At 46.7% G+C, this 13,115-nt stretch carries 9 protein-coding genes; 2 read left to right on the top strand and 7 right to left on the bottom strand.

The window, feature by feature from the left end:
- Positions 1 to 216: 216 nt before the first annotated feature.
- Entirely contained in the window at positions 217 to 1,986 is a 1,770-nt protein-coding gene (locus tag E6W40_RS06845; RefSeq protein ID WP_136606868.1) for an ABC transporter ATP-binding protein, read from the top strand.
- Positions 1,976 to 4,042, top strand: a complete 2,067-nt coding sequence (locus E6W40_RS06840) for an ABC transporter ATP-binding protein (RefSeq protein ID WP_136604800.1) — start codon at positions 1,976 to 1,978, stop codon at positions 4,040 to 4,042. The genes E6W40_RS06845 and E6W40_RS06840 overlap by 11 nt, the downstream gene beginning before the upstream one ends.
- Before the next feature lie 145 nt (positions 4,043 to 4,187).
- Here the strand turns inward: E6W40_RS06840 and E6W40_RS06835 are convergent, their stop codons facing one another.
- The 7 genes from E6W40_RS06835 to E6W40_RS06810 all read right to left on the bottom strand — a co-directional run bounded on the left by E6W40_RS06835 (position 4,188) and on the right by E6W40_RS06810 (position 13,099).
- Positions 4,188 to 5,747 carry a tetratricopeptide repeat protein gene (locus tag E6W40_RS06835; RefSeq protein WP_136604799.1) on the bottom strand — a complete coding sequence of 520 codons (1,560 nt, stop codon included), beginning with the start codon at positions 5,745 to 5,747 and terminating at the stop codon, positions 4,188 to 4,190.
- A gap of 123 nt (positions 5,748 to 5,870) precedes the next feature.
- A complete protein-coding gene (locus E6W40_RS06830; RefSeq protein WP_211146979.1) occupies positions 5,871 to 7,709 on the bottom strand; it encodes a cache domain-containing sensor histidine kinase in 1,839 nt (612 codons plus the stop codon).
- Between the two features lie 2 nt (positions 7,710 to 7,711).
- Positions 7,712 to 8,557 carry a helix-turn-helix domain-containing protein gene (locus tag E6W40_RS29940; RefSeq protein ID WP_246072897.1) on the bottom strand — a complete coding sequence of 282 codons (846 nt, stop codon included), beginning with the start codon at positions 8,555 to 8,557 and terminating at the stop codon, positions 7,712 to 7,714.
- 3 nt (positions 8,558 to 8,560) lie between these two features.
- Positions 8,561 to 9,274 (bottom strand): response regulator, encoded by a 714-nt coding sequence (locus E6W40_RS29935; RefSeq protein ID WP_246072896.1) that lies wholly within the window; start codon positions 9,272 to 9,274, stop codon positions 8,561 to 8,563.
- A 129-nt stretch (positions 9,275 to 9,403) separates the two neighbouring features.
- Entirely contained in the window at positions 9,404 to 11,092 is a 1,689-nt protein-coding gene (locus E6W40_RS06820; RefSeq protein WP_136604798.1) for an extracellular solute-binding protein, read from the bottom strand.
- A 105-nt stretch (positions 11,093 to 11,197) separates the two neighbouring features.
- The gene (locus tag E6W40_RS06815; protein ID WP_136604797.1) at positions 11,198 to 12,094 is read right to left on the bottom strand and encodes a carbohydrate ABC transporter permease; all 897 of its coding nucleotides are present in this window, start codon (positions 12,092 to 12,094) and stop codon (positions 11,198 to 11,200) included.
- A 48-nt stretch (positions 12,095 to 12,142) separates the two neighbouring features.
- Positions 12,143 to 13,099, bottom strand: coding sequence for an ABC transporter permease (locus E6W40_RS06810; protein WP_136604796.1), 957 nt, complete (start codon positions 13,097 to 13,099; stop codon positions 12,143 to 12,145).
- Positions 13,100 to 13,115: the final 16 nt, after the last annotated feature.

Below are 13,115 nucleotides of genomic sequence, written 5' to 3'. Positions count from 1 at the left end.
GCTGGTGGAATTGACTTTTGAAGCCTGGAAACAGACTTTGGAGCATTGAATATTAACCATTCCTAAAGACGCGGGTTGTTATCATCAACCGTGCGTATTATATATGTTAAGGATTGCAAGGCATATCGTCCGAATACGGGCGATATGCCTTTTTTAATTTCTTTGTACTCCGCAGCATTTACCGGGATTGACCCAACAAGAGAGGAAGTGAAAGTATTGTTTTCCGTACTTAAAAACCTGGGCTGGTTCTTCCGCCAGGAAAAGAAACGCTATTTAATCGGTCTGTTCATGCTGATTATCTGCGGAATTGGTGAGCTGTTCCCACCCCGGCTGCTTGGAAACGCGATTGACGAAATCGTCCGCGGCTCCATCACCTGGGCTTCACTCACGAAATACATTGGTCTCATCATCGTGACCTTGATCCTGATTTACATCTTCACGTACATATGGATGCACAAACTGTTTGGCGGTGCGAACCTGGTGGAACGCATCCTGCGCTCCCGTTATATGAATCAGCTGCTGCGCATGACTCCACCGTTTTTTGAACGGAACCGTACCGGTGACCTTATGGCCCGGGCGACCAATGATCTACGCGCCGTAGCCAATACAGCCGGATTCGGCATGCTTGTTATGACCGATTCAACAGCCTATCTGACCGTGATCCTGTTCGCGATGGGATTTCTCATCAGCTGGAAGCTGACGCTTGCAGCCATCCTTCCGCTGCCTTTCATCGCACTGGCCATGAAAATCTACGGCAAGATGGTTCATGAACGCTACACAGAAGCACAGGACGCCTTCGGTGATATGAATGACCAGGTACTGGAATCGGTAGCAGGTGTGCGCGTCATCCGTGCCTATGTTCAGGAAAGATCCGATGAGCGCCGTTTTCAGGATATCGCAGATGATGTATACCGCAAAAATATGCGGGTTGCCAAAATGGATGCACTGTTCGAGCCAACCATCCGGCTCTGTGTAGGCCTCAGTTATGTCATTGGCCTGGCCTTTGGCGTCTATCTTGTATTCAAAAACCAGATTACCTTGGGAGATCTCGTATCGTTCAATATGTACCTGGGGATGATGATTTGGCCAATGTTCGCCATTGGCGAGCTGATTAACGTCATGCAGCGCGGCAGCGCTTCTCTGGACCGTGTGGATGAGACCTTGTCCGTCGTTCCCGATGTAGAGGATGTACCGCATCCATCTCACGTGGATTCACCGGACACCATTTCTTTAAAAGATGTCACTTTCCGTTATCCTACCTCCACGGTTGATAATCTGAAGCATGTAAACTTGAACCTGCACCGCGGGCAAACGCTGGGTGTTGTTGGACGTACAGGCAGCGGCAAATCAACACTGTTAAAGCAGCTGCTTCATGAATATCCAACGGGTACTGGTGAGATTCTCATCTCCAATACCCCTATTGAACTGATAGCCAAGGACCGGCTGCACAGCTGGGTCGGATATGTTCCGCAGGAGCAAATCCTGTTCTCCAAATCCGTCCGTGAAAATATCCAGTTCGGCAAGCATCAAGCGGGCGATGAAGTTATTATGCAGGCCATCTCCACTGCAGCATTCGATAAGGATCTGCATACACTCTCTGACGGACTCGATACTCTCGTTGGTGAAAAGGGCGTGTCCCTGTCAGGTGGTCAAAAGCAGCGCGTATCGCTCGCACGGGCATTCATATCCGATCCGGACATTTTGATCCTGGACGATGCTCTTTCTGCTGTTGACGCACGGACCGAAGCACGCATTGTTGATAACATCCGTGAGCACCGTTCCGGAAAAACCACGCTGATCTCGACCCATCGTCTTTCCGCCATTGAACATGCGGACTGGATTGTGGTGCTGGATGAAGGAAGCATTATCGAAGAAGGTACCCACGCTGAGCTGCTGGCCAGAGGTGGATGGTACCGGGAACAATTTGAACGCCAGCAGGTCGAAAACAATCTGACGAGCGAGGAGGAATCATCATATGACTCCTAATCCCAGGACGGGAAAGCGTCTGTTTCAATACGCTCTTACCGCCAAAGGCATTTTCATTGCCGCCTTCATCGCCCTCGCCATCGGCGTAGGCGCAGAACTGGCCGGACCTTTTATTGCCAAGAGCATGATCGATGATCATATGCTCGGTATCGAACGGCCTTATTTTGAATCGACATCGGCTGAGCAAGCCGCCGAATATAACGGGCATTACTACAAGCGGGGCGACCGCTTTGATGCTGATGAAAGCAAGGGTTCCCAGATTCAGCTCCTACAATCCGGTCGCAGCTTTTACTTTATCGATCAGGCTGTGGCAGAGCCTCAAGGCGAACGGACCTTTTCGGACGGCCAAATGACGATCAAGTACGGTGACAAAGTGTCACAGTATCCGGCACAGAAACTGTCAGCCACCGATCTGTATTCCTTTTACAAGCCGGAAATCCCAGGGATTATAAAGCTGGTCGGGTTATATTGCATCTTCTTAATCATCAGCATTTTCACGGAATTCGGCAAAACCTACTGGCTTCAATCTTCGGCCAACAAGGTCATTCAGAAGCTTAGAAATGATGTGTATGCACATATGCAGCGACTGCCGGTTTATTTCTTCGACACGCTGCCTGCCGGTAAGGTTGTTTCCCGGATTACCAATGACACGGAAGCGGTCAAAGATCTCTTCGTAGCTGTTCTGGCCAATTTCAGTTCCGGAGTCATTTATATAACAGGCGTTTATATTGCGCTCTTCCTGCTGGATCTGCGGCTCGGACTGGTCTGCCTGTTCATCGTCCCGCTGCTGATTGCCTGGATCATCTTCTACCGGAAGTTCGCTACCAAATACAACACAATCATCCGGTCACGTCTTAGTGAGATCAATGCAATCATCAATGAGTCCATTCAGGGAATGTCTATCATCCGCGTTTTCCGCCGGCAGAAGCAGACCCGGGAAGAATTTGAAACCTTGAATGATGATTATATGAAGCATCAGAACAAAATGCTGAATCTGAACGCATTTACTACACATAATCTGGTCAATGTGCTTCGCAGTTTTTCTTTTGCGGTCATTCTCGCTTATTTCGGCTTTGGTTCGCTTTCAGGTGGAACTGCGGTCTCCCTCGGCGTCTTGTACGCATTTGTGGATGTTCTCGGCCGTCTGTTCCAGCCTATCACCGGTATGGTGAATCAGCTGGCGGCACTGGATTCCTCGATGGTATCCGCAGGACGCGTCTTCACGCTCATGGATGAGCCTGGCGAAGACGTAACCGATGGCACGATGCCGCGTTACAAGGGAAATGTCGAGTTCAAAAACGTATCCTTTGCTTATAAGAAAGAAAACTACGTGCTGAAAAATATCAACTTTGAAGCGAAGCAAGGACAGACGGTCGCACTTGTAGGCCACACGGGTTCAGGCAAAAGCTCGATCATCAATCTGCTGTTCCGCTTCTATGACCCTCAAAAAGGAACCATCACTATCGACGGCCAGGATGTCACGGATCTTCCGAAGCAATGGATCCGCCATCATATGGGCATCGTGCTGCAGGATCCTTACCTGTTCACGGGCACCATCGCCTCAAACGTAAGTCTCGGCGACGAGAAAATATCACGAGAGCAGATTGAAAAAGCACTTCGCGATGTAGGTGCAGAGCGGATTCTCGCCCATCTGCCGAAAGGATTCGACGAGCCTGTGGTCGAGAAAGGAAGCACCTTGTCTGCAGGACAGCGGCAGTTGATCTCCTTCGCACGTGCCTTGGCTTACGATCCTGCCATTCTGATCCTTGATGAGGCGACAGCCAATATCGATACGGAAACAGAAAGTCTGATTCAATCCGCCCTTGAGGTGTTGAAAAAAGGCCGGACGACGTTTATCATTGCACACCGCTTATCTACCATCCGCAGTGCTGATCAGATTCTCGTTCTGCATCGCGGCGAAATCGTCGAGCGTGGTACACATGATGAGCTCATGCAGCATAATGGTCGCTATTATCAGATGTATCAGCTGCAATCAGGTTCCTCGGAGACAAGTGATAAGGCTCAAACACAGGCAACAACGCCTTCTCTTGCTTAGTCCCACTGATCAATAATAGATGAGAACTAGATATAAAAAGACCCGTAAGATGGACACTTTACAAAAGTGACTCTCTTACGGGTCTTTTCTATTTATAGAACGATGCGTTTACAAGCGGCATCTCTACGAATCGAAACCTATAATACTAATTTTCACCGGTCAAAGCACGCAGCAGATCCAGTGCTTCCACATGATCAGGCTCCAGCACCAGCGCCTCGCGCGTGTATGCTATCGCTAAATCGAGCTGATCGAGCTCATAACTGCAAATGGCCAGGCAGTAGAGAACCGTCGGAACAGGTTCATCCTCATCGGCCTCAAGGGATGCCTCCAGAAAATGCTTCGAATCCTCATACATGTCCATTTCAAAAAGCAGAAGTCCAGCATCCAGAGCCAGATCATAGCGCTGCTCCATGATGTAGTAAGCAGACCACATATTGTGAATTCCCCGCTGAATATCGAGCATTTCTTCGTCATTGGCCTCAGGCAGTAGAGCTGAAATTTGCTTTGCGGTCTGAATAAAGAACTCCGCGTCATATCCGCCCAGCCGCCAAAATGCAAGAATTTGCTGCATTCCCATCGTATCCAGATGAAGATCTACCCATTCTTTCATACTGAAGAAATCATCCGGCCCGAAACGCTCGATAAAGCTCCGGTATGCCAGCCGGGTATTTGTGTAGCTCATAGGTGCTTCCATCATAAAAAAACAGCCTATATTTAAATTTTTATAATGATGCGTTGTGAATAGAGTATGTGCCCCTCTCTCTTCCAGCACATGCTGTATGGCATGAAAATTAGCCGTGAATGAAAAGCTTCCATGAATGATTAACTCAGGTGGCTCTGCAAATTTAAAGTTATCCAGTCGGTGATCGCCTTTATCCGCCGTAATAAGCATGAACCCTGCCTCAGACAGCTGGTTCAGACGTTCCAGGCAAGTCAGTCCTGCCACCGGGAACAGAATATGCGAATCCTCCAGCTCTTGCTGATATAGTGCAATCACATCACGATACGGGTATGATTCTTCTTCGTATTCATGCGCACGGCGGTACTCATATTCTAACTTCATTTGCTGCAGAGCTTCCGACACTGTAAGCTTTTCCGATGTATCCGGTGTTTCGACGATAACATCGCAATCAAAAATATGACCTTCACCGACATAAATCAGCTCTTGCGGGATACCGTCAAAAAAATAGTTGGCGATAATCAGCAAGGGCTGCTTTAAATCTCCCTGCCGTATCGTTGTACCTGATACCGTCAAATTCAGCTCTGTGTCATTCACTGCATCAAAGCGCGCGAAATCCAGCAGACCCTGCTTGATATAGCTCTGTAAAGCGGGATGCTGCTCCCAGCTCGTTACATTTTTTATGGGGAGATCGGTCATCACATATCGAAATGGGGGCAGTGGTATTCCCGCATAATCCCGCATCTCGCATAATTGATGAAGCACATGGAAAGCGAAGCGTCCCGCACCTGCCCCCAGCTCCAGGATCGTAACGGGTTCAGAAATATGGCCCTTTCCGGCCCGGTCTTGCAGAAATCCAAAGATCATTTCCGCATAAGCTGTGCCAATCATCGGGTTGCTCGTAATATATTGCGGAACCTGATCATTATTCCAAGCCTTTAATCCTAATTCTTCATAATATATCCGCTGCAAATCCCAGATCGGTGCTTCGCTGAAACGGAAACGCTGTTGTCTATTTTCTGTCATTCACTATAAACCTGCTCTCTTCTATCGATATCTTCAGGGATTATCGTACCACATAAGCTGCCTGTACCAAAACCCGCAAAAATGAAAACTTGAAAGTCTATGTGCTGTTTTTTCGCACCAACATTACCCGTTCCATTTCACATTCATCTCTGCAGATGCCTGTTGCTTTGCGCGCTGAAGTGGAATTCGGATAGACACCGTAGTGCCAATGCCTGGCCTGCTATGCAGCTGTACACCGTACTCCTTCCCGAAATAGAGCTTAATACGTTCATTCACATTGCGGATTCCATATCCTCTTCCTCTGCCGGAGCCCTTTGTCGTACCGGGATTATTCATAGCGGAAATCACCTGCTTCAGCATGTCTTGGCTCATTCCGTTACCATCATCCATGATCTCGAATAAAATTGAATCCCCAGCTTCTTCTAGTCGACCGCACACGCGGATATATATCCGATCCCCACACCAGGCATGCTGCAGCGCATTTTCCAGAAACGGCTGAAGAATCAGCTTTACGGTTACAAAATTGACGATGCTTGGATCAATGTTGAATTCCACATCCATGCGATCTCCATATTTCACCTTCTGAATATCAATATAAGCCTGCGTCTGTTCCAGTTCTTTATGAATAGCAATAATGGTATGTCCTTCATTTAGCGATAAACGGTAAAACTTAGCCAGGTTCATGACCATCTGATGCTGCTTGTCCACCTGTCCAAACTTGGCCAGCCGGCTGATCGAAGACAAGGTATTATACAGAAAATGCGGATTAATCTGAGCCTGAAGCGTCTCCAGCTCCGCCTCCTTTTTCTTCAGATTCGTCATGTATACTTCTTCAATCAAATGTTCGGTATGTTCACCAAGCTTGTTGAGCGAAGCGGCAATCATCGTGAATTCATCGTTTCCTTTGTAATGCACCCGTTTATGAAAATCTCCCTGTTGAAATAAATTAAGCACAGAGACCACTTTGGATACTCGTTTGGAAAAGAAACGCGATACACCCAAAGCTACCAGAACAATCACCACAAAGCTTGCCAGACAGATCACTAGTGTAAGTATATTAACTTTCCGGGTCTCATGCTGAATGATTGTATTGGGTATTAATGCGGTAAGCTTCCAGTTCAGTTTAGGCAGCTGTCCGCTGAGGACTGTATACCGGGAGACATCCATCAGCTTGTAATCCGATTGTATGTCCGGCACATGATCCCCGGAGCCATAGAGGATCCGGTTATTTTCATCCATAATCAACAGCATGCTGCCGCTGCCAACTTTATCAATATCGACACTCTGGAAGATTTCGGATAAATATACGCTGATTCTCATAAACCCGATCGTTTCAAGCTTCGTCGGATTTCTCGTATCCACCAACCTTCGCAGAAGCGATATTCTTCCAAACCTGCTGTCATCCTCTACCTGCTGCCATACCATGGTTTTTCCGTAGTTCTCTTCTGGAAAAGCCTTGTACCAGGATTTGTCCACGATCCGGCGCAAATGGAACAACCCCCAGTGCTTACCTTTCGCCAAGGCATCTGACGTCGAGTCATCATTGTTATAGATTTCCGGCAGTGTTTCATTTTTCAAATACACACTCATCCATACTTTCCGGTTCGTTGAATCTACCGTTTGCCTGAATTTCGGAATCAACAGCTTCGTCGTCGTCTGGTAGCTGACCCAGCCTTCCTCATATCGCATAATTTCAAGTGGCATGCTCTCATCAAAATATAAAATATCCGAAAGACGCTGGGTGTCCTCCAGCTTGTAGTTGATATTGTCGCGGATCTGCGTCAATGTTCCGGTCAAATTCGTGTTCATTTGCTTGCCATAGAGATCAACCAGTATGGCATTGGCCATGTAACCAAAAATGAAGATCGGAACAATGATGAGAATCAGGTAGGAAATAAACAGCTTCATGCCAAAGGGCAAAAACATTGGCTTGTTGGGATTCATCCGGTTGAACTTGTCCATAACTACATTTTTCTCCTGAATTCGCCAGGTGTCATGCCGAATACCTCATTAAACTGACGGCTGAAGTATGGCATATAACGATATCCAACCTGATCAGCAACTTCATATATTTTAATTCGCGGATCCTTTAGCAATTCACCCGCTTTTTCCATTCGCATGGTGATAACATATTCGCTGAAATTGGTTCCTGTAACCTCCTTGAATAAGGAACCCAGATAATTGGGAGAAAAGGATAGATAATCGGCAACTTCTTTGAGTGTGACATTATCATGTATCTGCTGCTTCACATAACGAATCATTTCCTCAATAAGCTTGGCACTTTTCTTCTGTCTTTTATTCTGGATGATTTCAGCGGCACTGAACAGCCGGTATCTAAGCCATGATCGGATATCATCTATGGTTTCATATTTCAGCATGATATCCGGTTTACTTAATCCGTCATGCTGCAAGGCTTGGAACATATTCTCACTGATGGATTTGAGCTGGCTTTCCAGCCTCATCCATATATTCATGACATAGAATTGAATCTGAGCTTTGGTGCGTATCCCCGCCGCCATCATGAACAAACGGTCCACTTCGTCACTGATCCTGACCAGATCATAATGAAGTACAGCATTCAGTAGCGGTTCCAGCGGAATATCCGTGTCCATCCTTTCTTCGACGTCTTCAAAGATAAGCTGATGATGGTCAATCACTTTTCCTTTGCCGAGAATCAGCTTATAATCCAGTGCGGTCAGAGCCTCCACGTAAGACTCCCTGAGTGCAGCCAAGTGCTCAGCAATGCCTCCAAGACCAACGGTCACAGAGAAAGGATGGAGCTCATGAAGATGATGGATTAAAGACTCCAAATCCTAATCCTGCATTCCACTCTCAATGAGGAGGAAAATCCGCTGTTTCGAAGTTCTGCACACATGATGGATTCCCTCAGCTTCAAACATCGGCAAAGCCGATTCATAAAACCTGTTAAACCATTCCTGCTTCAAATGTTCCGGTAATGGATCCAGCTTCCAGCTCAAATCATCAATTTCTATTGTGGCGGCTCGGGCCGGCCAGTTTACATTTTTCAGACCATAATGCTCCAAAAGAATGTTGGAGGTTTCGTTGGTGGCCCCCCCTTCAAGAAGCTGAAGCAGATACTCATTTTTGGCTATCATTCTGTAGGCTTGCTCGGTTTTCTCCCGTTGTCTTTCTCCGTCCAGCTCCAAAACAATTTTCCTTAAAGCATCAATCAATTCCGAATCATCCATAGGCTTCAGGACATAGCTGTACGCGTTCAACGAAATGGCCTGCTTCACATAGTTAAAATCCTGATAACCGCTTACAAAAATAACTTTAATGTCGCCATACAGCTCCTTTGCCCTCTTCACAAGCTCAAGCCCTGACATGCTAGGCATATGTACATCCGTTACTAACACATCTATCGCTTCTCTGTCCAAAGCGTTCATTGCTTCAAAACCGTTATTGACGGCATCAACGACTTCCAGGCCCAGTTCCGTCCAAGGGATGAAGGTCCTCATTCCCTCCAGATCGAGGATTTCATCATCTACAATCAGTGTTTTATACATGAAATCATCTCCTGACCGAATATTAAACTGTCTCATACACAGTACATGGAATCCGCCTCATAAAGGCATGAGCCGCCCCTTAGGCCGGGACGGCTTATGCTGAATACGTCTTAATTATACCTTTTTTTGTTATTTATCACCGATTTTTTTCAGGTTATCCTGCCATTTTTCTGTTTTAAATGCCAGCAGTTTGTCATAACCTACAGCCATTGCGTCCTTTTCTGCTTTATCCAGAATGGACAGTACTTCTTCGTCGTTCTTCGCATACAAGGCTTTCGCTCTCGATTCGGAGAAAATCTCATCCACACTTTGCTGGATAATGCCTTCTTCGGTATCCGGCATTGGATTCAGGTTTACAAACTGTGTTGCATTGTACTGCGTTTTCCATGTAATGGACGATTGATAACGGCTCTCCCAGTTTTGTTTTTCGGCCGGGAGCGTTTTTTCGAATTTCATCTTGGATTTATCAATATATACCGTATTACCATTCCATTGCAGGTTGACCGTTGCGTCCATGATTTTGCTGCGTCTTTCCACATCGTTGATGTACGTATCGGTAAATTTCGGATATCCTTCTTCATCGGTACCATTCCACAGAATGCCTTCAGGCCCCCACATAATGACGCGGCTTCCTTCTTCGCCTGTCAGCCAATCAAGAAAAGCGAAGATTTTTTCAGGATCCTTGGCCGATTTCGTAATCAGAGCCACGTTCCATCCCAGCTGGTTGTAGCTTCCTGTCCAAATTTTGTTCTTGTCGAGGCCTTCCTTATGAAACGGCCAAATCATCTCGTAGCCGGCGGTTGGATCCTTTTTCTTCAGTTCCACATCGCCTTTACTCCCGTATTCTGTTGGACTCGCGCCAGCAGCGATGGCGAAACGTCCTGTATATGCCTTCTCAAGCACCTGATCTTTTGTTTGCGTCAGCGCATCCTGTGCCATAAGCTTCTCACGGAACAACTTCGAAGCGAACTGCATAGATTCACGATAGACCGAATCCTGGAAAATCGAAGTCAGCTTGTCGCCGGTTGGTACGGCTCTTTCTCTCAGGTATACCGGAGAATGATCTTCACCGAAAGCACTGTACAGAATATCCAGACCCTGGCCATCCTTCGCCAGATCCGGTTCAAATGGCACAACATTCGGATACTTAGCCTTAACTGCTTTCAAATAATTGTATAAATCATCGGTCGTTTCAAGCTTCGGTGAACCAAGCTCCTTATACATTTTGCTGTTCATCAAATAGCCTGCATTCCCTGCCGGCTGCGAGGTATACCAGTTCGGGAACTGATACAGCTTGCCATCGCTCGAGCGGAGCATATTTAATGTTGAATCTCCCGCCCATTTTTTAAGATTCGGATACTTGTCGAGATACTCGTCATACGAAACCAGCATACCTGCTGCACGCAGACGCTCAACATCTGTGCCTCGGTCTGTCCAGATTACATCCGGAAGCTCCTTGGAAGCAATCATCGTGTTCAGTTTTTGCGCAGCGTTGCCGCCGGAATTAACAGCTGTAATATTCACTTTCTTTTGGTCTTGAATCCATTTACTTGCTTCATCCGCACCCCAGGCAGGCATGGTATACCAGTCATAGTGGCCGTAGAAGGTAAAATCGAGCGGTGAGCTCCCAAGCTCAAATTTCTCAGAGCCTGTGCCTTCCTTATTTTCCTTTGCTTCTTCTACTTTCGTAGTGTTGTTGTTCGAACCCTCGGCTGTCTTGCTGTTATTGTCGCTTTTGCTTCCGCAGCCTGAAAGGACAGTTGCTGTTGCACACAAAAACACAAGTGATACAATCAGCGATCTTCTCCAACTTTTCATACAAGATAACCCCTTTTCCCCATCATTCAATTTATATCAGGATTATGTAAGATTTCGATTAGCGAATATGCACAACCCTGATGTTTAAAGCAAAAGCTCTAAACGCTACTCTTTGAGTGATCCTACCAGCACACCTTTGACAAAATACTTCTGTACAAAGGGATAGACCGCAATAATAGGCAGTGTCGCAACCATCATGGTAGCCATCGACAATGACTTGGTAGTAACGCTCTTCATAGCCGACATCCGGCTTTGCGCAGCCGAATCCAGCTTGGACATCTGCTCGGTCATAATGTTCGTGCTCAGGATCTGCTGCAGCATGGACTGAATAGGCAGCAGTTTTTCATTGGTGATGTAGATACTAGGGAGGAACCACTCATTCCAATGTGCAACAGCCGTAAATAAACCCAGCGTTGCAATAACCGGACCGGATAGCGGCATAATGATCCGAAAAAAGGTGGACCAGTTGCCACAGCCGTCGATTTTGGCTGATTCCTCCAGTCCGTCCGGCAGCCCGAGAAAGAAGGTTCTGAATATGATCATGTTCCACACGCTGATCAAACCCGGAATAATGAATACCCAGAAGGAGTTCATGAGTCCCAGACCGCGCACGACCAGGAATGTAGGGATCAACCCCCCGCCAAAGTACATGGTAACAATACACATCAACATGTAATATTTGCGGCCGATCAGCTCTTTTTTCGTCATCCCATAAGCGAAAATCGCTGTGCATAGAACCGAAAGTATCGTTCCTACCACGGTCCTCATCACACTGATGGAAAAGGCGTTCAGAATTCGGGTATCCCGGAAAACAACATAATAATTCTCCAGAGACCATTTCCGCGGCCAGAAGGTAATTCCACCAAGAGCCGTGTCCATTCCTTCATTCAGTGAAACGACAAGTCCGTTCCAGAATGGATAAAAAGTGCTGAAGCCAAGCAATATCAGAAAGACATATACAAAAATGCTGAATACTTGATCGCCAAAGCTTTTACTATGCATCCTATTGCAGCCTCCCTGTCATCTCCCATGTCGTCAAAATCATGGATTCTACCACAGACTGTTACCTGATCTGCGCGCAAACATATTGGCGAATGTCAGCAGTCCGACACTGATTACGGCCTTGAATAATCCGACCGCTGTCGCGTAAGAGAACCGCTGGTTCGTAATACCCACCCTGTAAACATAGGTATCGATTACATTAGCCACATCCCTCAGTACCGGATTCGAACCCAGCAGGAGAATGTCTTCAAAGCCCGCACTCAGGAGATTGCCGATAGCCAGAATCATGAAGATCGCAACCACAGGTAAGATGGAAGGAATCGTAATCATAAATATTTGTTTGATTCGTCCCGCTCCGTCCATCGCTGCCGCTTCATACAGACTTGGATTGACGCCTGCGATGGCAGCCAGATACACAATGGAACCGAAGCCAATTTCTTTCCACACGCTTGTAGAGACAATAATGCCCCAGAAATATTCAGCTTGGCCGAGGAAACCGATCGGCTCCTTAATCAAATGCAGTTTTTGCAGCAAAATGTTCAAGCTTCCGTTATCTGTCGACAGAATTGACATGGTAAAACCGGCGACAATAACCCAGGACAGAAAATGTGGAAGATAGCTGACCGTCTGGATAATCCGTTTAAACACCATATGTCTCACTTCATTCAGTATCAGTGCCAGAACAATGGGTGCCGGAAATCCGATACAAAACTTCAGCAAACTGATGATGATCGTGTTACGGATAATGGGCCAAAATTCAGGTGAGTGGAAAAACATGCTGAAATGCTTGAAACCTACCCAAGGGCTCGCCCAAAACCCGTTAAAAATGCTGTAATCCTGAAAAGCCATTAAGACACCATACATTGGTATGTAAGCAAAAACAAAAATCAATAACAGTGCCGGTAAAACCATCAGCTGGATATCCCACTGCTTGGCCATCCGGTATGCGACTCCCCGCTTTTTCTTCACGTTCTCCACTTTTGTTATCGTTGCGAGCTGCGCCATATGCTTCCCCCCTTAG

This window comes from Paenibacillus dokdonensis (assembly GCF_004916975.1).
GTDB classification, from domain to species: Bacteria; Bacillota; Bacilli; order Paenibacillales; family Paenibacillaceae; genus Paenibacillus_AQ; species Paenibacillus_AQ dokdonensis.
The sequence above is the reverse complement of the archived record's forward strand: the minus strand, read 5'-3'. Positions and strand labels throughout refer to the sequence as shown.

Coding starts and splice junctions, on each gene's coding strand:
- E6W40_RS06840 (WP_136604800.1), top strand. CDS start 1,976: ATGACTCCTAATCCCAGGACGGGAAAGCGTCTGTTTCAATACGCTCTT.
- E6W40_RS06835 (WP_136604799.1), bottom strand. CDS start 5,747: ATGACAGAAAATAGACAACAGCGTTTCCGTTTCAGCGAAGCACCGATC.
- E6W40_RS06830 (WP_211146979.1), bottom strand. CDS start 7,709: ATGGACAAGTTCAACCGGATGAATCCCAACAAGCCAATGTTTTTGCCC.
- E6W40_RS29935 (WP_246072896.1), bottom strand. CDS start 9,274: ATGTATAAAACACTGATTGTAGATGATGAAATCCTCGATCTGGAGGGA.
- E6W40_RS06820 (WP_136604798.1), bottom strand. CDS start 11,092: ATGAAAAGTTGGAGAAGATCGCTGATTGTATCACTTGTGTTTTTGTGT.
- E6W40_RS06815 (WP_136604797.1), bottom strand. CDS start 12,094: ATGCATAGTAAAAGCTTTGGCGATCAAGTATTCAGCATTTTTGTATAT.
- E6W40_RS06810 (WP_136604796.1), bottom strand. CDS start 13,099: ATGGCGCAGCTCGCAACGATAACAAAAGTGGAGAACGTGAAGAAAAAG.